Annotated in this window: 23 protein-coding genes and 1 riboswitch; of the genes, 7 read left to right on the top strand and 16 right to left on the bottom strand. The window is 52.0% G+C overall.

Annotated features, from left to right (window positions below):
* Positions 1 to 2 precede the first annotated feature (2 nt).
* Entirely contained in the window at positions 3 to 1,031 is a 1,029-nt protein-coding gene (locus tag JQC72_RS16095; RefSeq protein ID WP_302104965.1) for a FecCD family ABC transporter permease, read from the bottom strand.
* Between the two features lie 25 nt (positions 1,032 to 1,056).
* Positions 1,057 to 2,001 carry an ABC transporter substrate-binding protein gene (locus JQC72_RS16090; RefSeq protein WP_205497467.1) on the bottom strand — a complete coding sequence of 315 codons (945 nt, stop codon included), beginning with the start codon at positions 1,999 to 2,001 and terminating at the stop codon, positions 1,057 to 1,059.
* 136 nt (positions 2,002 to 2,137) lie between these two features.
* A riboswitch (cobalamin riboswitch) is annotated at positions 2,138 to 2,334 on the bottom strand.
* Positions 2,335 to 2,763: 429 nt separating this feature from the next.
* Here JQC72_RS16090 and JQC72_RS16085 point away from each other — a divergent pair.
* Entirely contained in the window at positions 2,764 to 3,603 is an 840-nt protein-coding gene (locus JQC72_RS16085; protein WP_205497465.1) for an alpha/beta hydrolase family protein, read from the top strand.
* 986 nt (positions 3,604 to 4,589) lie between these two features.
* Here the strand turns inward: JQC72_RS16085 and JQC72_RS16080 are convergent.
* Positions 4,590 to 5,135 carry an SUKH-4 family immunity protein gene (locus tag JQC72_RS16080; RefSeq protein ID WP_205497463.1) on the bottom strand — a complete coding sequence of 182 codons (546 nt, stop codon included), beginning with the start codon at positions 5,133 to 5,135 and terminating at the stop codon, positions 4,590 to 4,592.
* A 1,005-nt stretch (positions 5,136 to 6,140) separates the two neighbouring features.
* Between JQC72_RS16080 and JQC72_RS16075 the strand changes: the two genes are divergently transcribed.
* Together JQC72_RS16075 and JQC72_RS16070 are read left to right on the top strand one after the other, a co-directional pair.
* Complete coding sequence (locus tag JQC72_RS16075; RefSeq protein WP_205497461.1) at positions 6,141 to 6,491, top strand: recombinase zinc ribbon domain-containing protein; 351 nt, start codon at positions 6,141 to 6,143, stop codon at positions 6,489 to 6,491.
* Between the two features lie 328 nt (positions 6,492 to 6,819).
* On the top strand, positions 6,820 to 7,617 hold the full coding sequence (locus JQC72_RS16070) for a DUF2797 domain-containing protein (RefSeq protein ID WP_205497459.1): 798 nt from the start codon (positions 6,820 to 6,822) through the stop codon (positions 7,615 to 7,617).
* A 478-nt stretch (positions 7,618 to 8,095) separates the two neighbouring features.
* Here the strand turns inward: JQC72_RS16070 and JQC72_RS16065 are convergent, their stop codons facing one another.
* The 4 genes from JQC72_RS16065 to JQC72_RS16050 form a co-directional block, all read right to left on the bottom strand.
* Positions 8,096 to 8,275 carry a hypothetical protein gene (locus JQC72_RS16065; protein WP_205497457.1) on the bottom strand — a complete coding sequence of 60 codons (180 nt, stop codon included), beginning with the start codon at positions 8,273 to 8,275 and terminating at the stop codon, positions 8,096 to 8,098.
* A gap of 31 nt (positions 8,276 to 8,306) precedes the next feature.
* Complete coding sequence (locus JQC72_RS16060; RefSeq protein WP_205497455.1) at positions 8,307 to 8,870, bottom strand: glycerol-3-phosphate acyltransferase; 564 nt, start codon at positions 8,868 to 8,870, stop codon at positions 8,307 to 8,309.
* 12 nt (positions 8,871 to 8,882) lie between these two features.
* A complete protein-coding gene (locus JQC72_RS16055; protein ID WP_205497453.1) occupies positions 8,883 to 9,920 on the bottom strand; it encodes a YkvI family membrane protein in 1,038 nt (345 codons plus the stop codon).
* Positions 9,921 to 10,261: 341 nt separating this feature from the next.
* Complete coding sequence (locus JQC72_RS16050; RefSeq protein ID WP_205497451.1) at positions 10,262 to 12,964, bottom strand: transglycosylase domain-containing protein; 2,703 nt, start codon at positions 12,962 to 12,964, stop codon at positions 10,262 to 10,264.
* A 281-nt stretch (positions 12,965 to 13,245) separates the two neighbouring features.
* Here JQC72_RS16050 and JQC72_RS16045 point away from each other — a divergent pair, with 281 nt between their 5' ends.
* On the top strand, positions 13,246 to 13,407 hold the full coding sequence (locus tag JQC72_RS16045; RefSeq protein WP_205497450.1) for a hypothetical protein: 162 nt from the start codon (positions 13,246 to 13,248) through the stop codon (positions 13,405 to 13,407).
* A 95-nt stretch (positions 13,408 to 13,502) separates the two neighbouring features.
* Here the strand turns inward: JQC72_RS16045 and JQC72_RS16040 are convergent, their stop codons facing one another.
* The 5 genes from JQC72_RS16040 to tnpB form a co-directional block, all read right to left on the bottom strand.
* The gene (locus JQC72_RS16040; protein ID WP_205497448.1) at positions 13,503 to 14,276 is read right to left on the bottom strand and encodes an SDR family oxidoreductase; all 774 of its coding nucleotides are present in this window, start codon (positions 14,274 to 14,276) and stop codon (positions 13,503 to 13,505) included.
* A 301-nt stretch (positions 14,277 to 14,577) separates the two neighbouring features.
* Positions 14,578 to 16,233, bottom strand: coding sequence for an esterase/lipase family protein (locus JQC72_RS16035; RefSeq protein WP_205497446.1), 1,656 nt, complete (start codon positions 16,231 to 16,233; stop codon positions 14,578 to 14,580).
* Between the two features lie 72 nt (positions 16,234 to 16,305).
* The gene (locus tag JQC72_RS16030) at positions 16,306 to 17,229 is read right to left on the bottom strand and encodes an RluA family pseudouridine synthase (protein ID WP_205497444.1); all 924 of its coding nucleotides are present in this window, start codon (positions 17,227 to 17,229) and stop codon (positions 16,306 to 16,308) included.
* Positions 17,230 to 17,303: 74 nt separating this feature from the next.
* Positions 17,304 to 17,516, bottom strand: coding sequence for a hypothetical protein (locus JQC72_RS16025; RefSeq protein ID WP_205497442.1), 213 nt, complete (start codon positions 17,514 to 17,516; stop codon positions 17,304 to 17,306).
* Between the two features lie 74 nt (positions 17,517 to 17,590).
* A complete protein-coding gene (gene tnpB / locus JQC72_RS16020; protein ID WP_205497440.1) occupies positions 17,591 to 18,721 on the bottom strand; it encodes an IS200/IS605 family element RNA-guided endonuclease TnpB in 1,131 nt (376 codons plus the stop codon).
* Positions 18,722 to 18,787: 66 nt separating this feature from the next.
* Here tnpB and JQC72_RS16015 point away from each other — a divergent pair, with 66 nt between their 5' ends.
* The gene (locus JQC72_RS16015; RefSeq protein WP_205497438.1) at positions 18,788 to 18,940 is read left to right on the top strand and encodes a DUF6364 family protein; all 153 of its coding nucleotides are present in this window, start codon (positions 18,788 to 18,790) and stop codon (positions 18,938 to 18,940) included.
* A 66-nt stretch (positions 18,941 to 19,006) separates the two neighbouring features.
* Here the strand turns inward: JQC72_RS16015 and JQC72_RS16010 are convergent, their stop codons facing one another.
* Positions 19,007 to 19,270 (bottom strand): hypothetical protein, encoded by a 264-nt coding sequence (locus JQC72_RS16010; RefSeq protein WP_205497436.1) that lies wholly within the window; start codon positions 19,268 to 19,270, stop codon positions 19,007 to 19,009.
* A gap of 159 nt (positions 19,271 to 19,429) precedes the next feature.
* On the opposite strand from JQC72_RS16010, the gene JQC72_RS16005 reads away from it, so the two are divergent.
* Together JQC72_RS16005 and JQC72_RS16000 are read left to right on the top strand one after the other, a co-directional pair.
* Positions 19,430 to 19,582 (top strand): hypothetical protein, encoded by a 153-nt coding sequence (locus JQC72_RS16005; RefSeq protein ID WP_205497434.1) that lies wholly within the window; start codon positions 19,430 to 19,432, stop codon positions 19,580 to 19,582.
* A 137-nt stretch (positions 19,583 to 19,719) separates the two neighbouring features.
* Positions 19,720 to 19,884 (top strand): hypothetical protein, encoded by a 165-nt coding sequence (locus JQC72_RS16000; RefSeq protein ID WP_205497432.1) that lies wholly within the window; start codon positions 19,720 to 19,722, stop codon positions 19,882 to 19,884.
* Between the two features lie 186 nt (positions 19,885 to 20,070).
* Here JQC72_RS16000 and JQC72_RS15995 read toward each other — a convergent pair whose 3' ends face one another.
* The 3 genes from JQC72_RS15995 to JQC72_RS15985 all read right to left on the bottom strand — a co-directional run.
* Complete coding sequence (locus JQC72_RS15995; protein WP_302104964.1) at positions 20,071 to 20,571, bottom strand: hypothetical protein; 501 nt, start codon at positions 20,569 to 20,571, stop codon at positions 20,071 to 20,073.
* Between the two features lie 145 nt (positions 20,572 to 20,716).
* Entirely contained in the window at positions 20,717 to 20,908 is a 192-nt protein-coding gene (locus tag JQC72_RS15990; RefSeq protein ID WP_205497428.1) for a hypothetical protein, read from the bottom strand.
* A gap of 19 nt (positions 20,909 to 20,927) precedes the next feature.
* A partial coding sequence (locus JQC72_RS15985; protein ID WP_205497426.1) for a hypothetical protein occupies positions 20,928 to 21,178 on the bottom strand: 251 nt, incomplete at its 5' end.

Raw genomic sequence — 21,178 nt, 5'->3', positions numbered from 1 at the left:
AACTACCCCTCCCCTCTGCGGGAACGGAGATGCTTTCTCAACAACCATGCGAAAAACGGCGCGCCGACAAACGCGGTCACAACCCCGATCGGCAATTCACGGGGCGCCAACACCACCCGGGCCAACAGATCGGCCCCCGTCAGAAAGACCCCGCCTGCCAACAGGGACAACGGAATCAGCCAACGATGATCGGGACCGCACAATATGCGCATCACATGTGGAACGACCAACCCGACAAACCCGATCGTCCCTGATACGGACACCGCCGCGGCGGTTACCAGTGATGCCGTCACCAACAACAGTCCGCGCACCATTCCGACCGACACACCGAGATGTTCCGCTGCCCGATCGCCCAACGCAAACAGGTTCAACTCCCGGCTGAACCACCAGCACACCACGGTACCGATGGCCAGAAACGGTACCACCACGGTGACGTGTTCCCATTCCCGCAGGGTAAAGCTGCCCATCAACCAGCTCTGGATCTGTTGCAGCTGCTCTTCCGACAACGCGATGCAAAACGTCAGTACCGCACCGAAAAATGCCTGTACGACCACACCGGACAGGATGAGCGTCTCCGGCCGCATCTGCGAACCGACTCTGGCCAATTGCAATACGGCCAGCAATGCAACCATGGAGCAGACAAACGCGAGTGCGGGTACGTTCCAACCACCCAGCCAAGCCGCTCCCCATCCGGTCAGGAGCGCAACGACCGCTCCGAGCGCCGCGCCGGACGAGACACCGAGAATGTACGGATCGGCCAACGGGTTACGCAACAACGCCTGATAAACGACACCCGCCATGGCGAGCGATGCCCCGACCAGTACGGACAGCAACACCCGCGGCAACCGAATGGATCGCACAATCGTCTCGACAGACGGGTCGCCCGGAGGTTGGACCATCGAACCGACTCCGGGCAACGCACGCCCCAGAATCCGCCATACATCCGCCAGCGGGATCGGCGTACTGCCGACGGAAACGGCCACGGCCACCGTCAACGTCAGCAGTCCCGCCAGACCCGCCAACCACCACATTTGCTTTCTCCCCATCATACTTCCCTTACTGTTTCGCACCAAACACTTGCGGATACAACACTTGCGCGATCTGTTTCAGCCCTTGCGTGACCCGCGGGCCGGGCCGGTTGACCAAATCCGGGTTGACCGTGACGATCCGTTTTTGTTTCACGGCGTTGATCCCGGCCCACCCGGAACGGGAGGCGATTTGCGACACCGCTTTATTGCCGCCGGTGTCATAGGTGGCGATGATCACGTCCGGATTCCACTTGACCACCTGCTCCGCCGACACTTGAGGCCATCCTTTTTGGCTTGCGGCCACGTTGTTCCCTCCGGCCAAACGGATCAGCTCGTCCATAAAGGTGCCCGAACCGGCGGTAAACAATGTCGGGTCCAGCTCAATCCACACTTTGACCCGTTTGTCGGCCGGGATGGAAGCCACCTTTTTCGTCACTTCGTTTTTCTCCCGTTCCATCTTTGCGACTACCTGACGAGCCTTGTCCACGGCACCTGTCGCTTTGCCCACCAAGAGAATGGAATCTTCTACACCTTTGAGGCTTTGACCGTCCACCACCACGACCGTCAACCCCAGTTTCCGCAATTGGCCGATGGTATCCTGGCCGTTGATCGGATTGGCCAGCACCAGATCAGGCTTCAGCGACACCACTTTTTCCACGTTGATCTTCAAATCGCCCACTTTTTCCTTTTTCGTTGCTTCCGCCGGATAATTGTCCAAGGAGGAAACGCCGACGATCTTTTTGTCCAGCCCCAAAGCAAACGCGATTTCCGTTGTGCTGGGAACCAACGAAACGATACGCCGGGGCTCCTGTTTGATCGTTACGTTTTGTCCGGATGCATCCTTGAGGGTAACCGGGAAATCACCTTGTTTTCCATTATGATCAGCGTGCGGTTGGGGTGCCTGTGAACAACCGGCCAATCCCATCGTCATGACCAACAACAACGACAACAACCAACCATACCATCTCTTCATCCAGTCCCTCTCCTTCCTTCACCAACATAAAAAAACCCCGCCTCCATCGAGGTCAGGGAAATCCTCTCGCGCATACCGCATGCTGGAAAACGCGCACGCGAGTGTTGCGCTCCTCCTCACACCCCGAAGGAGAATCGCAAGTGACCGCGAAAAGGCAGGTCTCCTGGCTCGTGGATCACCGCATTCGGTCGCGCCTTCCCATCCCCTTGGGGACAGTGGCATCGTGCGACCGCGCTCCCCACTCACAGTGGCGGGACCGCGCCGGATTTACACCGGTCTTCCCTTTTCACCTTTATCCGTTTCGGATAAAGGACCTTTTCGCCTATTCACTTGTCGGTCAGCAAATCGCTGTACCCGAATTTTAACATTTCGTCGGGCTTATGACCATCCCCCTTGTTTGGTGAACGGCACTCGCGGGAAAGAGGAAATGGACGGTTTTGATGCGAAATGATGTTTGTTTACGGCGTGTCCGGCAAAAACGGTCCACATTGCTTCCCGGCTCGCTCCACCTGCGCCCTGCGGGGAAGCGGCTCATGGCCGCTCCGACCCGGTGAGCGCAGGGCGCGGGCAAAGTACGCTTCTCTTAGAGGAATTTGCCCGCGATTCAATTGCTGCGCTTTCCGGGTCTTCGCTCTGCCGGGTCTTGGTAAGTCGCCGCCTGGGAAAACATGTGTCCCGGTTACAGAATGATGAGACACGCCTTGGGAAGCCGATCGCGGAAAGGAGGGTACAGGCGCAACCTTACCATTTGCGCCGCAAGAGATGGAACATCGCACATTCACATGGGATTTGGGAAAGGAAAACCGCATCATCCGCGGAGACGTTTATGCCACAACGACCGAATCGCCGCTCCCGGTCATTATTTTGTGCCACGGTTTTAAGGGATTCAAAAACTGGGGCTTTTTCCCGCATGCTGCCCATGTTTTGGCAGAACGGGGGTTTGCCGTCATCACCTTCAATTTCTCCATGAACGGGGTGGGTGAAAACCTGGAAGAATTCGACGAACTGGACAAGTTCGCCCGCAATACGTATTCCCGTGAGCAGGAGGATTTGACATACCTCCTGGATCGGCTGTTACAGGGAGACGTACCTTTGCGTGAGGCGATGGACACCAGTAAAATTGCCCTTGTCGGGCACAGTCGCGGTGGAGGGAACAGCCTGATCTTCGCGATGGATCATCCGGAGATCGGGGCTGTCGTGTTGTGGAACAGCGTTGCCCGTGTTGACCTGTTCTCCGATGAGCTGAGGCGGGAAATCCGCGAAAAAGGCGTCGCCACCATTCCCAACGCCCGCACCGGACAAGCGATGCCGATTCACCGGGAGGTATTGGACGATCTGGAACGCAACCGTGAGCGATTCGACATCCTGAAACGGCTCCCGTCTTTCAAACGTCCCCTGCTGATCCTGCACGGGAGTGACGACCGCTCCGTACCGCTCACTGCGGCCAAGCAACTCGCCAACGCCGCCGTGCAGGCCCGGCTGGTCATCATCGAAGGGGCGGATCACACTTTTGGTTGTGTCCACCCGTTCCGCGGCACAACTCCTTACCTGGATCAAGTGTTGGATGAGACGGCCCGCTTTTTGCGTCAGAATCTGAAGTGAAACCGCAGTGAGAGAAACACAGCGAAAAGGGTCGGCTGCATTGCCGACCCTTTTCGCTCAAGGGGGTCAAACTTGTATCAATTGAAATAAGGTGAATTGCAAGGGGGGATTGCGTTAAATTACAGGACGCTGTTTGAAACTAGCCGTTGTTTCTTATTACGTTCGCCGGTGTCACATCTATATTATATACCCTTTTCAAATAAAGCGGAACAGTTTTTTCAAAAAAATTGTTTCGATATTTTTAAGTTACACGAAACCACCAGCCGTGAAAGCGATTTCACATTGGTGGAGACTGGGATTAAGAGCGTTGATCCTTATCATCCGCATCGCATTCCCGGAAGCCCGATCCGCACTCGGCAAAGAAGAGAGAAAGGCCCGCTTTGAACTTTCAGCCCAGGATGCGGAAAAGTACGCTTCGATGAGCATTTTGTCCGTAACTTCAATTTTGCTCTCTGAATCGATACTCAATCGGACTGATCAAAAAGGATACTGCAAGCGGCATAAAAAAACCACAACCCGGAAGAAAAGGATACTCCCGCATGGAGTTAACTGTGTGAAGGAATGTACCGGTGAAAGAGTGATACCGATCAATGGCCGCCCTCGGCATCCCGTTCAACCATATCAACGAACCATATCGACGAATACATTAGTGTACTGGAAACACCAAAATCCCCATCATGTCCTCTTACTTCCAACAATACAAATTTGCCATCAGGGTGAAATGGGGATTGGAAGAGAGTCCGAAACTGCTTGATCGTCGTCTCTTGTTTCTTCGTCAATCGCTTGCTTGACAAGCTTTTGGATATGATGATCCATTTGAATCCCCTTATACTGTTGGTTAACGTCCACCAGCAACGGAGTAAACGAAAGGACAAACCCAGCGGAAAAAACCGCTGGGTTTTTCAATATGCCTGTCCCTCGGTTGAGGGCTTACCCCATACATCCTCTTTATATGGGTTGGAAACCGAATGTATCGTTCGTTTACATCAACACGACAATCCATCTTCAACTTGTTCAAGTATAACCGACCAATATGATTCTGCATCTAATAATGCTTTTGAATCCATTTGATTCATGCGTTGTTTGATGTGATCAACGATGGCGAATAACTTTTTTTCATCATCCTCTCCCATAGCATCCACCAATTGAGGTCGATAACTCAAATATACCTTTAAAAACATAAGGAATTTGGCTATATCTGAATTGATAAATCTGATTTGTACACAAGCGGCTGGGGTTTCCTCAATCAAATGGATATTCCCGGTTTTTTTATGAATACCGATTTTGCTGCTTTCGTTGTCGCCTATAATGATATAGTCATCTCCACAATATAACCCCATCTCTGGCTCGTGATAAAAATTGATATAAAATGGATGTTCCTTCACTTCTTCTACATTCATTGGCAATCCAATGGATGAAAGCACTATTTTGGTATCATATGCCAAATCGAATGGGTCAAGTAGTTCACGGCTGATTGTAACCAGATCATCTTTATCCCAATATCCTGATATTTCCTTATGTAAGTCATTCATACGATCTATTCCTTTTGAACGGATCTATACTTTTTCCCTCAACATGTTGGGAACCCATTGATCATTTTACTCTTTCTTCAATTTGCTTACAGCCTTTTAAGCTCACTAACTATTTCTTCTTGAATCTCTCATAGCACCGAATGCCAATCTGTAAGTACCTTTGCTTGTGGGAATGGGTCCGCGAATCATGGCTCGCCATTTGTGGTTTTGCGTACATCCTCAACCGCCATCCAAGATAAGGAAACGGCCGCCAGGTCACTATCAAGAGAAGTTGGCTTCGTATTTTGGACTGGTGCCCTGGTAGAGGGTTGTTTGCACTACCCTCTCAGCCGGGATTGTTCGGACTAACTCCGAACCTCGGGAACGGAGCGGGGGATAGCAATGAGCGTCAGTGACCGGGAAAATCACCTCCGTTGATCATCTCATTTTGTCCCTGCGCCAAACACCCACATATTGCGATGAATGAAGCATCTTCAACCATCCCTGATATCATCTTATCACCAAAAAACGGTTCATTCTTGCCAGAAGGTTGCCAAACGGTCTGTACGTCGCATCACGATCGGAGAAATGTCAACGGAAAAAAAGAGTCTTTAAACAACGTCAAGATCCGAATGAGGTGGCCCTCTTTATCCCGGAAGGGCAAGTAAATCAGCAATGTGGTGATACACGAACCAATATTTCATCATCATGATGAATAAAAAAGACCGCTCATCGTGGTCACCAGATACAGGAGGCTGGAGTACCTTATTTAGTTTTCGTCATCTTTTTTTGTGATCATGTTTTCCAAGGTCGATATCGATATCATGGTTGACGCAGGATTTCATACTTGCACGGAGCGCGTGGCGTTTATAAAGAACAAGCGGGAAAACCCACTCCTTCAGTGTTGGGATGAAAGCAACGTCAGATTGGGAAGGCTTTGTTTCTCTCGCAAGTAAAAACAGAATTTTGGTGCAATCGAGTCGGGAAGTTAGAAAACACTGAAAACGACGATGCGACCAAAAACTCGTGAAACGAAAATTACCAGGCTTGGACGAAGCCATTGTGGATGGACTGCGGACGCCAGAATCCCGCGTCTTCAAACGTGTGGAGTGTCAATTGGAATTGAATAAAAGCATCTGTGGCATCAAAAAACCTCCTGCTGGTATGATGAAATGTGGTAAATGTGGACGGGCTATGGTCAGGCAAGACAACCGGAACAAAAGTGACATTTGCGGTGTATTCATGCTGCTTGCAACAAGTCCACCCGAATTGAGTAGCAGAAGAAAAACGATTGAATCTTCTTGGGAAATGCCGGAACGAATACAAGTGGAACACGATGATAAAAGCGCGGAACAACATTTGCAGGAAGATGATTGACGATCACGGTTGGAGCAACAAAAGGAACGCCTTTATACGTATTTGACGTACAGACATTTATGGACGATCCGCAAAATGTCCGTCAATAGAAAAAGCTGAGAAAGAAATCAAACAAGCGTGTGCACGAGCCAAAGCGCGTCACAAAGTGATCCCGAAAGTCATGTTTGAGACGGATACCACAAAACAGACGATCCCAAACAAAAAACGCTTTACCTAAAAACGCTCTGAAAAAGGTAGTGTATACTAAGAGAAAAGACAGCAAAAAGAAATAGATTTCAACCTTGATGTTCATCCACGGTTACCGAAGAATAGTTAAAGGGGTTTGATTATGATACTTACCGGACATATTCGGCCACTTGGCCACCAATACAATACGCCGATATCATACCTTCTGAGACTGGATCATGAGGAAATCCCGCTCAATGATTACTTGGGGAAAACCATTGAAATCAACTACCTCGGAGAAATATCCTGTATTTATTGCGGGCGAAAAATCAAAAAATCGTTTAACAGCGGATCGTGCTTTCCGTGCTTTCGGGATCGGGCCGAAAATGATATTTGCATCGTGAAACCTCATCTTTGCCATTTTCATAAGGGAACGTGCCGTGATGAAGATTTCGGTCGATCTCACTGCATGCAACCCCATATCGTTTATCTTGCCCTAAGCGATGATATCAAAGTGGGGATTACCAGAAAACCGAACATGATCAAACGCTGGATCGATCAAGGGGCAGTGGCTGCCGTTCCCATAGCGGAGGTGCCTGACCGAAAAACCGCCGGGGAAATAGAATATCACCTGTCCCAATTCATCAATGACAAAACAAATTGGCGCAGGATGCTGAAAAACCAAATCGCAGACAAGGATTTATCGGCTGTTCGTTCCGACATGAAAAACAAAATCCCTGCCCAGTATCTGGGATACTTCGTTGAGTCACATGATGTTTGGACTTTTGAGTATCCACATTTGCAGATTCCCGACAAAATTACATCTTTATCCTTGGACAAGCAGGAACATATTAAGGGGAAGCTGATCGGTGTCAAAGCTCAGTATATGATCTTGGAAAACGGAGTCATCAACATGCGGAAATACAGCGGCTACAAAGTCAGGGTGGAGCTGCACCTTTGACACTCCACACGGCTAAAGTACCACAGGCACTCCCTATGGTCGCCGTGGGATTCTTGAGTGGTTAACGCCCTCAGTCCATTTCTGTTTCAGGCAACCCTCAAGCTAAGGGGTGTGTCATCACCCCGTCCCAAGCAGTTCTACAACAACGCTGCAGGTACCCGCTTGGGCGGCGTACCTGCGACCAACGGAAGTGCCCGTGGTATTACCAGTACGCCAGTTCCTTTTCACTCACTCTCATGGTTTTACCCAGTGGAAGTGATTGGTTCGCCACTGGAACCTCATACCATGACGTACACAGGAACAAACCCACTACCAGTGGGATGAGCACCGCTCGTACGTTCGATTATACAGCAAATTGGTTGCCCTTACCATCCCCAAAAGGGGATGCCGGGCAACGCCGCCTTTCATCCCACGATTGAAATACAAGGGTACTTCCTATGGGCACCGTGTGCTTTCAGGCGACTTTTTCTTTAAAAAGTCAATGGATCACAATCACCGTTGTTACAATGGCGGCAAGCTTTTCCCGGAGAAACGTGATGCAGGTTGTTCGCCCCGTCCCATCGTTGAGCCGGGGCGTTCGTTTCCCCCACCGGGCAAAACACGTGATCGGCTCGGCCACTTCATGTTGCAAGGGGCGCAAATAGCCTGTCCACTCCACGGCGGTTCCCCCTCTTTTCTTCCTCATGGTATCACCGACGGAAGCGAAAGAGGTTCTTCCACCCGCGAAAACGCGCACGGTGCCTGCCAAAACGATGCTTCGGCTGATGATACAGAATCAGGGCCCCCACACAAACGGCGACGATGATGACGTACATATGCGCAGAAATCACACCCGACAGAATCATCACGGCCACAGTGGCCAGCGACGTGGAAATCTCCAGATACCGCGTCAACAACAAACTGACAAAATAAATCAAGATGCCCGCCACGACCAGCATCGGACTCAACACGAACAGCGCTCCGGCCGCCACCGCCATTCCCCCGCCGCCGCGAAAAGCGGGGACAACCGGATACAAGCTGCCCACCACCACCATCAATGCCGCCACGCTGGCAGCAAACCATCCGCCCGTCGCCCATCCGATCAGCACGGCCAACGCACCTTTGGTCATTTCCAATCCCGCCCACAGTACCATATCCTGCAACGGACCGGTATGCATGATCGCTTCCCCATGGATTCGTTTTCCCATCCACCATCCGTAAACGGGGAACATGCCGATCCCATAAGCGACAAGTGCAATGATGAGCGTTCCCATGACAATGCCTCCTCACCAGCGGGGATACGGTCTCAATGCCAACAGCCCGATCGCCGCCAGTCCGCAGTAGCCAAACAACGGATAGACATATCCAACCAGAGCGGGAAACCCGATCAGCGAACAAACATAACCAGCGATGAAAATGCCGGCCATAATCGTATTCATGCGAAAAGGCAGATATTCGTGCAGATGGGCGGCCAAACCGTACACATTGCCGATCAGGGTGGTAAAAATCTCCCCCCACATCACCAACAGAAAAAAGGCCTTCATCACGGTGCCCAACGCAGCAATCACCATCGCGATCGGGATTTCCCTTTGAAGAATTTCCGGTATCTCCAACGTCATGGCAAAATGACTGGCCAACAGCATCACACCCAATCCCACTCCGCCGATCCATCCTCCCGCCGCGAGAAGCCGCTCATCGGCCACTTCTTTGCCCATCGGTACCAACACCGCTTGAGACATGGCCAGATTGAACGCCACATATGTCAACGCGGACAACCACCACTGCCCGCCGCCGTGATGCGATGCCGTCAGCCACCCGACCGCCTCCGGCCGCCCCAAACCGTTGATCGCCACGAGTACGGTAAAAAGGAACATCATCGGCACGATCAGCGAATTGACGGAAAGAATCCCATCCAATCCACGAAGAATCACAGCGAAGGCCACCACAGCCGTCAGAATGACACCCACGTGAAACGACCACCCCAATTGTTCCCTGAACAGGGCGCCCGTCCCCGACATCATCGCCGTCGTAACGCCGAACAATACCAGCCCCACGAATCCGTTCATCCATCTCCCCCACCGGGGGCCGAACAGAAACCGGTTCAGCTCTTCATATGAGGAAGCCTTCAACCGCGCCCCCATCACCATCATTCGGGTGCCCAGCCATGAAAACATCAGGGTGACCGCCACGATGCCCCATATGCCTTGTGAGCCGAAACGCGTAAAAAATTGCATGATTTCCTGTCCAGAGGCAAACCCGGCGCCCACCACCGTACCGATATAGGTAAACCCGATCCGGCACGCTGCCATCACACGATTTCCCAATCCCGCTCACTCCCCGCGACTCGTCCCTTTCAGGACTAGTCTATGGGCAGGAAAACGGGGTTAGAACAAATGAAAAAAGGACCGGCTTTTGTACCGGTCCTTGAGATTGCTGAAAGTGTAGTTGAGCCACACGATTTCGGTGTGACAGTTGCCCTCTCACTCCTGTTTCGCTAGCTAAAGGTCGCTTATGGGAAAATGGCCACCCTCTTGTCAATAGCGGATCCCAATTTCCCGTCGAGCGACTTCAGCCATCGCTGTGAAAGGAGACGGGAGATCGGAGAGACGAATTGTGTCAACAAGAAAGGACCGGCTTTCTCGCCGGTCCTTTCAAACGGTTAGCGTCAGCCGATGAAACCACCGTCTCCGCCATTGCGGCCATCGTTGCCACCGTTGCCACCATTACCGCCTTGACCGCCCTGATCGGTTCCGGTGTCGTTCCCTTGGTCGGCTCCACCTTGATCCGTTCCACCGGTGGTACCTTGATCCGTACCGCCAGGACCGCCCGCGTTCGTACCGTCTTGACCGTCCGGGCCACCCAGGAATCCGCCGGGACCCTGACCTTGGTCATTGCCTTGCGGGTTCCCCTGCTGATTGCCCTGATCATTGCCCTGCGGGTTGCCTTGCGGGTTCCCTTGGTCAGGCGGCGGCGTTTGCGGCTGATCCGGCGTCACCTGTACCGTAGCCACGTTGGACGGCAGCTCTTGGTTGGTTTTCGTGTCGATGGCGACGACTCTGTAGAAATAGGTTTTCGGTTGCGGTGTCGTCGTGGGTCCACCGATCAGGCCGCCGTCTCCGCCGGCTTGCGGCACTTGGATGCTGGTATCCGTAAACGAACCGCCTTGCACCTCACCCAACGGCTGCCAGTTGACCTGATCCTCGGAGCGTTCCACACGGTATTTGGCACGCGGATCATTTTGCGCGTTCCAGCTCAGATGGACGGCGTGCGACGCCTGGTCATACTGCGCACTCACGCTGACGGCCATCAACTGGAACGGCGGTGTCGGTTCCGGCACACCCGGCGGCGGCTCAAACGCCGTAATCCGCTCGTTGTTGGATTCCATCGTATCTTCCATAATCGCCTTGAACATTTTCGCCGGATATTTCCCGCCGGTCAACTCCACTTGTTCGCCTTTCGGCGGGTTGAAAATGGTGACCGCCAACACGTGCTTCGGCGTGTAGCCGACAAACCACGCGTCTTTGCCGTTTTGTGTCGTTCCCGTTTTCCCCGCCACCGGTTGACCGTTGTCCAGTTTGGCGAATTTCCCGGTGTTGCCGTGAGTCACACCCTCACCGGAGACAACGGACAACAACATCCGGGTGGTGTACCATGCCGCTTTTTTCGAATATACACGGACGTTCTTTTTCACTTCTTTTTCGGGTTCTACGACTTCTCCGTCCGCACTCAACACTTTCTCCACGGCATGGGCCTCATTCATCACGCCGTTGTTGTTCAATGCGGAGTAGGCTTGTGCCATTTCCACTGTCGTCACGCCATCAGTCAATCCGCCCAATGCAAGCGGCGACCATCCCTTATCCCGTTCCTTCAGGGACAGGCCGGCTTTCCGACCGTATTTCAGCGCCTTTTCCAACCCGACTTTTTTGTCCAAAATCCATACCGTCGCCGCGTTCATCGATTCGGCCACAACATCCCGCATCGGGACGAGACCGTAATATTTCTTCTCATAGTTTTCCGGTGTCCATCCGCCGTAGGAAACCGGCTCATCCGGAATCATCGCGTACTCGTTGATATCGTCATTCAAGTCGATCGCCGGTGCATACACAGTGATCGGTTTGATCGACGATCCCGGTTGGTGCGGATCGATTGAACGAATTCTAAACGTCGGCTTGTAGAACCGCCCACCGGCGATCGCTTCGATCAGCCCGTTTTTCGGGTTGACCATCGTCGCACCGGCATCTAATTCCTTATGCCCTTGATAAAGCCGATCGTCCTTGACTGCTTTCTCTACGGCCTCCTGCGCTTTCGGATTCAAACCGGTGTAGATTTTATAATTCTCGGTCGCCAATTCGGTTTCGCTGATGTCATACCGTTCCTTCAGTTCGCGAATCACATATTCCTTGTACGCATCGTACTGCTTGGTTTTCTTCTTGTATTCCTTGAATTTCGCGGTATTGACACCCAACGGCTTTTGTTTGTATTTGTCCACCTCGGACGGCTGGATGATCGGCGGCAGGTTTTCATCTTCCGCCATCTTCATCAAGACGATATTCCGCCGTTTCAATGCCTTGTCCGCATGATAGATCGGGTTGTACCCCTCCGGCGCTTTCGGCAATCCGGCCAACAAGGCGATTTCTTCCGGTTCCAATTTCACTTTGGTGATGTCTTTGCCGAAATACACCTTGGCGGCCATCGCCACGCCTTTGATCCCGTTGCCGAAGTAGATGTTGTTCAGATACGCTTCCAAAATCCTGTTTTTATTGAACTGGTCTTCAATGGCCATCGCCGTGGCCATCTCTTTCAACTTCCGGGAATAGGTCTTTTCCCGGTTTTTCAGGATGATATTCCGGGCCACCTGCATGGTGATGGTCCCGCCGCCTTCCCCTTTTCGGAGTGTGATGATGTTTTTGACGACGGCCCGGCCCAGACCGAACCAGTCCACCCCATGGTGTTTGTAGAAACGGACGTCTTCCACCTTGACGAACGCTTTGGGGAGATCCGGATTCACCTTGGTCATTTGTTCATATGTGACATATTCCTTGTCCGCCTCTCCCAGTTTCATCACTTCTTGACCCTTTTGGTCATACAGGGTGGACGCCGTATCCTGGTTCTTCATATCATCCCAATTAACAGTGCTGGCATACGCCTTCAACGCGGAACATCCACCGATGATCAGCAATCCACTCGTCATCAACACCAATACAAGCCATTTCCAGTTAAAGAAACGCCAAATCCCCGACTTTCCACCGCCGCCCTGACCCCCGCGGCTCGCCCGGGAGGCCGCACGCGCGCGCGCCGGCGGCGTTTCGGACCGCGATGATCGGGAACGCAGCGGCCGGTTGCGGCTGCTCCGTCGCAATTCGTCCATCCTTCCAACCCCCTGTCACCTGGCTTTTCACCCAAAAGGGAATAACGACAAATCCTCCACTCTCGCGCACCGAACGCGCTGCGGTGCAGGATTGCCGGGCTGTGACTTTCTCTCTGTCGTCACCGAACAACCTGGGAAAAATTCTTATCATACCAATGATTTATATTACTAGAACGGGAGAATCAGTCCAACCCATTTGCGAAATTGACAATTTTTCACGGAAACTTCTCCTTGTTTTCCCTCAACCCGACAATGTACCATCAATACGTGAGGTGAGGGATATGAACAGAAAAGCGGCCGTGTTCGCCTGTCGAATGACGGGATGGGTCGGGTTGGCGGCGACGCTCTTTCTGTGGCAACTGTACGGCTGGATCGGTTGCGTGATCGGATTGGCAGGTTCGTTGCTGTGGTTCGGACTGGGTCGGCTGTTTGATCGCCGATAATCCCATTTGGATTCACCATTCTATTATAACGTAATTTTCTACGTCTTCGTTGTCAGTTCGATGAACAAAGTCCGACGCCAACCGGCAAAAACCCGTCATGTCGGACTGAAACGAAAATCCCGGTTATCAAAGCCACCCGTGACCGGAATCACCCCTCCGGTGATAAAATCCGAATCCGGGTGTGCCAAAAACCGGACCACCCGCGCCACGTCTTCTCCCGTGCCCGGACGCCCCACCGGGTTGCGGGGTTCCTTTTTTCCCCGCGCGGCGGCGATGGGTGCTTCCTTGTAGGGATGACGGATATCACCGGGACAAACCATATTGACTGTAATCCCATAGGGCGCTTCCTCTTCGGCCATCGACCGCGTCAGGGAAACGACACCCGCTTTGGCCGCCGCATAGGCGGACACCCCCGGCCACGACGGGGCGTTTTGCACGTCGGGAAAGCCAAACGTGATAATGCGGCCGAATCGCTGCTTGCGCATGTGGGGGATGACTTCGCGGGCGCAGTAGAAAACGCCGGACAAATTGCCGTCCACCATCTCCCGCCATTCGTCATCCGTGAGATCCGTCAGGCGAATGTGACGGAACAAAAACGGTCCCGCCGTGCAGACAAGCACGTCAATCCGCCCCCATCGCTCCAGAATCGACCGCGACATGCGCCGCACATCCTCCACTTGGCTCACATCACCCTGCATGGCCATCGCTTCCCGTCCTATTGATTCAATCTCGGATACCAAACGTTCAGCAGCTTCCCGGCTCTTTCGGTAGTTGACCGCGATATGATAGCCGTCTTCGGCCAGTCCCTTGGCGATCATCACCCCGAGACCGGTGGCGCCGCCCGTTACCCAAGCCACTCGTTGGCTCATCGGTTTCCCTCCTTCATTCTCCTCCATTCTACCGAAAATCTCCCCTTTTTTCATAAACGATGCACATGGAATTCCGGGTACAAAAAAACCCCTTCGTGGGAAGGGGAGAGTTGCTGACAAAGTGGTGGAACCACTTTCCTGTTACGGGTGAGCCGTTTTCCCTCTCGGCAAGCTCCAAGATCGCTCGTGGAAATACGGCCACCCTCTTGGAACAACGTCGAGCGACTCTGTCTGTCGCTACGGAAGACGGGAAATCGGAAATCGCTAAACCTCACCCATACCCCGTCAACCTGGACCCAACTCACCGTTTCATCGAGGACGTTTTTCCCGGAACGTACACCGATTCAATCCAGGTCCGGGCGAACGGGTGGCCGTCCGGGGTCCAACCGCTTACATCGACGGTGACATTATACACGCCTGTTTGGGTGAAGGCAGGCAAAGTGCCGACAAATCCACCGGCCTGTCGTGAAGGAACCAGGCGCATCTCCATCCTTTGCTGATTCATGGCCGCTGCCGTTTGAGCCGAAGGCGGCACGACACGGACGCGGACGTTCCAACGGTCCCAGCGGGCCGAAGCCGCGGCGGGCGTCACTTTGACCGCAAAGACCCCGTTCTTGCCCTTGACCGGGTCGATCTGATATTGCAAACCGGATGCGGAAGTATAGGTGACCGCCATCAGATACGCGTCGTCCACGCTGTTTTGAATGCTTACTTTCCAGTTGCCGACGGCGGGTTGCGCGATTCGGAAAGCGCTTACATTCGCGTTGCGGAAAATACCCTGATCGACACCGGTGAAATATTGCGGGCTTTGACTGTTGTAAATCTGACCTGTCGGGGACTCCAGCGTCACCTGTGCTCCTGCATGTCCGGTCATCACGTGAAACACCACTTCTCCATTGCCGGATTCGACCGGTACCGTCTCCGTCACGGTTTGCCCTGCCGGGAGGGACTGTCCGCGCACCACTTGTTGGGCGGCGGCCGTTTGCACGGCATCCCTGGTTGCGGACGCATGCGCCGACGGTTCTGCCGTCATCGCCGTTTTACCCGTTCGCAACAACGGTTCAATCCGGTTGAATGAAGCAGAGCCGGTGCGGATCAAATCGTGATCGAAATTTTCCGTAAAAATATGGGACGCGTAGGGCAATTGGGTACTCCATACATTGACCAGCCCGTCATTGCTGCCATGCACCGACAGATACGCTCCGCCCGTCCACAATGCGGAGGGAAACGGTCCCCAGTTGGTACCCGCAGCGGTGTAGAACGGATTGCGGCTCACCTCGGGACGTCCGTCCGTATCAGAGCGGAATTGGTCCATGTAGCCCGTCTGCAGAACGTATACCCCGTCACTTTTGATCCCCAACAAGTCAGCCAGCCACCCCGCGTACCAGCTGTAAGCCAGGTCGGCCAGATGCGAGCCGTGATGCGGGGACCCCAACGTGATAACCTTGCCCACATAGGGAGAGGCACCGTAATACACCAACGCAGTCTGTGCATCGATCCCGCCTTTGCTGTGCGCCACCACATTGACCGGTTGCCCGAAGTATTGTGAAATCTGGCGCAACAGCTCGGCCAGCAACTGACCGTTGTCCCACATGCTCGCACCGCCGTTACCCGAAGCGTCCCACAACTGCAGGAACGCTGTTCGGTATCCTGCATGGTAAGCGTCTTCATACATATCGTTGCGGCCATGGTATACCGTGTCTTCCCACCAACTTTCGGCCGTGCCGTTCAACCCCTGAACAAATACGATTGGTGGCTTGCCGGAATCGGCATTGGGCGGTGTCGCTCCCAAATACCATGTTCCCGGCGGATCAGTGGCGGTGGATACATCGCCCCCGTTCACCTGTCCCATCTTGACGGGAGGCGGAACGCTCGCCTTTCCGACTGCCGGTGTGCCGGGAACCAAGAGGATGCACATCAACAAGGCGGCAAAGAGGAACCATTTTCTGTGTCTCACTGGGTATCGCTCCTTTCCGTGGAATGAGTGTGCCATTCTCTCGAAAGGAGCCAAATTCCTGCTGCCTGTTTTTCACTTGTTTTCCGCCTGTTTCACCCGGTCCAACAGCCGTTTCATATCCGCAGGAATGGGGGATTCCCAGGTGCGCGAGGATTTGTCGCGCGGATGGATGAGCGTCAATCGCGCGGCATGCAGGGCTTGCCGCTCCATTCCCCACATGGCCGCATCTTCCTCATTTCCATATAAGGTGTCGCCGATGATCGGATGACCGAGATGCGCCAAATGGACGCGAATTTGATGGGTTCGCCCCGTTTCCAGTGAGAGACGTACCAACGATGCCTTGGAAAAAGCCGCCTCCACCCGGTAGTGGGTGACCGCCTCCGCTCCGTCCGGGGTTACGATGCGGCGGCTGGTGTGGGCGGGGTCCCGACCGATCGGGGCATCGATCGTACCGGATGTCCGCAACACACGGCCGTGCACGATGGCCAAATATTCGCGTTTATACCGCTTGTTCGCCATCTGCCCGGATAAAAAAGCATGGGCGTGTGCATGCTTGGCAAACACGATCAAGCCCGACGTCTCTTTATCCAGCCTTGTAACCGGCCGTACCTGATGAGTCTCTCCCCTTTCCCGCCAATGATGCACCAAACCGTTGGCCAATGTCCAATCCCGGTAATCTTTGGTCGGATGCACAACGACACCCGGTTGTTTGTCCAACACCAGCAGATCTTCATCTTCATACATGATGTGTAAGGGGACGGGTTGAGGAGGAATGTGCACCGGTTCTTCGTCCGTCAGGGTGACAGTGATGACATCCCCCGTCTTCACGCGGGAGGTCAAATAGGCGAATGAACCGTTGACCCGAACACCATCGGTCACCTTCAATCGGCGAAACTGGCGGCGGGAAAACCGGAACCGGTTGCGCAGGACCTGGCGGACCATCTTGCCGTCCTCCGACTCATCGACACGATGTGTCATCACGGTGTGTGATTCCATGTTTTCACCTCACTTCCTCCTCTGCCCGCTCCACAGCAGTTGGATCATGTTTCCCATTGGATTTTGGCTTTCATTCATACGCTTAATTCAAATAACATCAAGATGATAACCGAGGTCCAAAACAGGATCAACAAATTTCTTCTCTTATTTCCCTGAATGGAGGCGTATGCCAATACTTTTTCCCGATAGAGATAAATGAGCAGAAGCAGGCAGAGAAAAGCGTAAATGAGCAACAAGATATTAACTGAAGCACCTCTGGTGACAAATGCTACAATGGGGTCGAACACGTGTTGACACTCCACACGGCTGAATCCGTGGGATTCTTGGGAACTCCCATCTACTGACAGGATATTGACCAAGCTCAACCCGCAAGCCCTGCGGTGAAAAGTCTTATACCTTCTTGCAGGATATTGATGGATGCGTTGATGTCTCGGTCATGGTGAGTTTGGCACTCTGGGCATGTCCATTCTCTTAGATTGAGGTTCTTTACCTCTTTATGGCGACGCCCACAGTTGGAACATAGCTGGCTGGATGGAAAGGACTTACCGACTTTAACTATGGTTCTACCGTACCACTCAGCCTTATATTTCAGCATCGCGACAAACTCAGACCATGACACATCCGTAATTGATTTTGCCAGCTTATGATTTTTCACCATGTTTTTCACTTGCAAGTCTTCCAAACAGATCACTTGGTTTTCGTGAATCAGTTTGGTTGACATTTTATGAAGAAAGTCATGCCTTGCATTTACGATCTTTTCATGGATCTTAGCAACCTTTAAACGTGCTTTGTTCCAATTGCTACCGCCATATTGCCTACGTGACATGGTTCGTTGCCATCTGACCAATTGTTTTTCGTACTTTCTGAAGTACTTGGGAGCATTGATTTTTTGACCGTTTGAAAGGATTGCGAAATCTTTCAAGCCAAGATCCACACCAACTGCTTTTTCTTGATCTACTGGAACATATGGGCAGTAGTTCATTTCACATAGGATAGAAACAAAATATTTTCCTGATGGACTGCGACGAATCGTAGCGGAAAGGATTTTTCCTTCTACTTCTCTGGATTTTGCAAACTTAACCCATCCTAGTTTTGGTAGCTTGGTTTTGTTTCCAACTACTTCAATTGTGGGTTTCCCTTTCTTAGGATGATTGCATTGACTGGTGTATGATTGAACAGGATTTTTCCTGCTTTTGAAGCGTGGACGTTCATTCTGCCTTTTGAAAAAGCGTTTGAATGCGTCATCCAGATGTTTCAATGCGTTTTGTAGTGCAGTAGAATCTACTTCTTTCAACCACTCCAGTTCCTTCTTTAATTGGGTTAATTGTTTGGAACAAGCACTATAGGTTAGTCCTTTTCCTGTTTGCTCGTATGTTTCATTCCATTTGGCTAGAAAGTGATTGAATACAAAACGACTACAACCAATGGATTTATTAATGAGTGTAACTTGTTCTCTCGTTGGATAGATCCGAAATTTAAACGCTTTGTGCATTTGCTTTTCACCTCCTTTTCCTATATTATATACGTAAATACGTAATAGGACAAGGAGGGAAAATTAATGCCACGCAAAAAATTCACAACTTCGTTAGATGAAGAAGTGATTAAGCAACTAAAATTACAAGCTGCTAAAGAAAATACAGATGCTAGCAAGATTATTGAGAAGTTAGTCAAAGAGTATTTACAAAAAATGTCGGACTTGCGAGAGGGGTAAAAAACCCCTCCCTCAGACGCTCGCTTTCATCCCAACCCTGAAGGGCTGGAATTTCCCGCTCGTATTTTATAAATGGCCAGCGACCACCAACCCCAGCTTTCCTTGTCGAAGTCCCAACCCGCCGGCAAACAGCAAGCCGGGCAACATGACGCTGAGCAATGCGTAAAAAAAACCGATCTCCGTATCCGTGCACCCTTGCACGGGCATACACAAGACCTTGTGCATACCAATGGAAAGTCCGATCTGCACGGCGCGGAGGATGGCTACCATGAAACCAAATATCATCAAAAATGTAGATAAAATACGGATGCCGCGATTTCCTGTTTCCAAAAATGACTCCCCCATCAGTCAATGATTCCCATTGCGAAGATTCAAATGCTCAAAGTGATCATCGATCATTGATCCTTTTTTCACTTGTCGCTTCATCGCTCATAATCCTTCGGCCAATTCCCCATAATATGGGTATCACCCATTAAGGAGGCCACGAAGATGAACATCAAAAAGAATGATCCCCGCTACACAGAGATGGAAGACGAGCAGGAAACGGATGCCGCGCAATTCATTCAACTGGCTTATGAACAAAACAACGAAGCAGCCGACGTCACTGCGATGAACAAAGAAGTCGAAGAGCAGACCGAATGACGCACATGGAGCTGGACTGGTGAAACCAGTGGGAGGCGAGGATCAACCTGACCGCGACCATGATTCTGTCCCGGTGGAAGCGGAAAGTGAAAAATCGCCTCCCAAACATGTAAGACACAAAAAGGAGCAAACGCCCTATGGAACCGTTCCGCCAAGACCCTGTATCCGTAGACCGCCGCCTGTTGCCCGACGGACGCATTCAGGTGGAATTCTCCGGTGAACTTGCCACATTTGACACATTGGAACAAGCAGACCGGGCAATTCACGAATATTTGGCCAAACATTATCCGGATGGAGAATGACGTCGTTTCAGTCGCCCCGAGGTTGGACCTTCAGGTTGTTGACAAAGTCCGTGGGTTCGGATTTCCCGTCTTAAGCACCCCACACTCGACGGGATTCGGACCCGCTCCCAGCGAAACAGGAGCGATAGGCAAAACGGCGCACCCGGAATCGCAGCATTCTCGACCTTTGGTGCTGTTTCTCATCAATCATTCCATCTTCTTGTCTTCCGGGTTATGAAAAGGGAAAAGAGTATGCATGCCTCCGATCACTCTGCCTGTCAATTCGGCGGTCCATTTTGTCCCCTCTCTATGCTCGATACGTTCTTGCAAACTCCAACTGGGTAATCCTTCTCCCTCATTCGGCAAATCATAATCACCACCAGCAGGATCGTCCAAGCGATAGAGGACTGCATTGATAGCTTCTCTGGCAATCCAATAAGCAAACCATCCAATTTTCTCAGGTGCGATTCCGGCATCGATCATTTCCTTCAACACTTCAGCTGTAGGGTCTTTCCGTTCGATGGTTTGTTGCACCCAGTATTCACTACCGTAAAGATAACCATCCAGCATATGTTGGAGCGGTCGCAGAAATCGAAACATCGCGAGAACCGCAAAATGTTCATCACGCAACTCTTGTTCCGCCCACTCCTCGGCATGCGATACTCCCCATTGTCTCAGAAGTTCAACAAGTTCATCTTTGTCTACCATCATCGGTCTCCTTTCTGCCAATTCATTCATAGTCTATTTTCTGGTTTTCAGTTGAAAGAAAAAAGGCTCCACCTGAAAACAGCATGAAGCCCCCATATATGAGCTGGCAACAGAAACCTATGCTTGATAAACAGATAGAACCTATCTATCCAATCTTTGTTTTATCAATCCCCATCTCCACCCGCACCCACATGCCGTAAAAGACGGCGGCAAGAAAAATGCCACAGCGCCAATAGCGGCGAACACCACGTACCCATTGCACATGTTCCCACGGTCGTGCACATTTCCCCAAATCCAAGCCGTAAGACAAACCAACGCCGGAAAAAAGAACGCCCAACCACCTATCCAGGCCGCTCTCACCTGTTTTCGCCGATCATTCGGATACATGGCATGTCACACACGTCGGACGTACCACCGGATATACCAATGAGATACGCAATCAGCAGTCCGCCCCACATAATCAATGAACCGATGGCACTCGGATTGATAATCCCCCACCGCCAAACCACAGAGATCATCAGCTCCAAATAAACAAAAAAGAACACGGCACACCCTGAACGAACAGAAGATGGGGCAACCACAACCGTACTAGGGCGTGTCTGGTGAA

The organism is Polycladomyces zharkentensis (assembly GCF_016938855.1).
Lineage (GTDB): Bacteria > Bacillota > Bacilli > Thermoactinomycetales > JIR-001 > Polycladomyces > Polycladomyces zharkentensis.
Note: the sequence above shows the minus strand (reverse complement) of the source record. Positions and strands in the feature narration are given on the sequence as shown.

Coding starts and splice junctions, on each gene's coding strand:
- JQC72_RS16015 (WP_205497438.1), top strand. CDS start 18,788: ATGCCACGCAAAAAATTCACAACTTCGTTAGATGAAGAAGTGATTAAG.
- tnpB (WP_205497440.1), bottom strand. CDS start 18,721: ATGCACAAAGCGTTTAAATTTCGGATCTATCCAACGAGAGAACAAGTT.
- JQC72_RS16090 (WP_205497467.1), bottom strand. CDS start 2,001: ATGAAGAGATGGTATGGTTGGTTGTTGTCGTTGTTGTTGGTCATGACG.
- JQC72_RS16070 (WP_205497459.1), top strand. CDS start 6,820: ATGATACTTACCGGACATATTCGGCCACTTGGCCACCAATACAATACG.
- JQC72_RS16080 (WP_205497463.1), bottom strand. CDS start 5,135: ATGAATGACTTACATAAGGAAATATCAGGATATTGGGATAAAGATGAT.
- JQC72_RS16045 (WP_205497450.1), top strand. CDS start 13,246: ATGAACAGAAAAGCGGCCGTGTTCGCCTGTCGAATGACGGGATGGGTC.
- JQC72_RS16000 (WP_205497432.1), top strand. CDS start 19,720: ATGGAACCGTTCCGCCAAGACCCTGTATCCGTAGACCGCCGCCTGTTG.
- JQC72_RS16040 (WP_205497448.1), bottom strand. CDS start 14,276: ATGAGCCAACGAGTGGCTTGGGTAACGGGCGGCGCCACCGGTCTCGGG.
- JQC72_RS16095 (WP_302104965.1), bottom strand. CDS start 1,031: ATGTGGTGGTTGGCGGGTCTGGCGGGACTGCTGACGTTGACGGTGGCC.
- JQC72_RS16030 (WP_205497444.1), bottom strand. CDS start 17,229: ATGGAATCACACACCGTGATGACACATCGTGTCGATGAGTCGGAGGAC.
- JQC72_RS16005 (WP_205497434.1), top strand. CDS start 19,430: ATGAACATCAAAAAGAATGATCCCCGCTACACAGAGATGGAAGACGAG.
- JQC72_RS16085 (WP_205497465.1), top strand. CDS start 2,764: ATGGAACATCGCACATTCACATGGGATTTGGGAAAGGAAAACCGCATC.
- JQC72_RS16050 (WP_205497451.1), bottom strand. CDS start 12,964: ATGGACGAATTGCGACGGAGCAGCCGCAACCGGCCGCTGCGTTCCCGA.
- JQC72_RS16060 (WP_205497455.1), bottom strand. CDS start 8,870: ATGGGAACGCTCATCATTGCACTTGTCGCTTATGGGATCGGCATGTTC.
- JQC72_RS15995 (WP_302104964.1), bottom strand. CDS start 20,571: ATGGTAGACAAAGATGAACTTGTTGAACTTCTGAGACAATGGGGAGTA.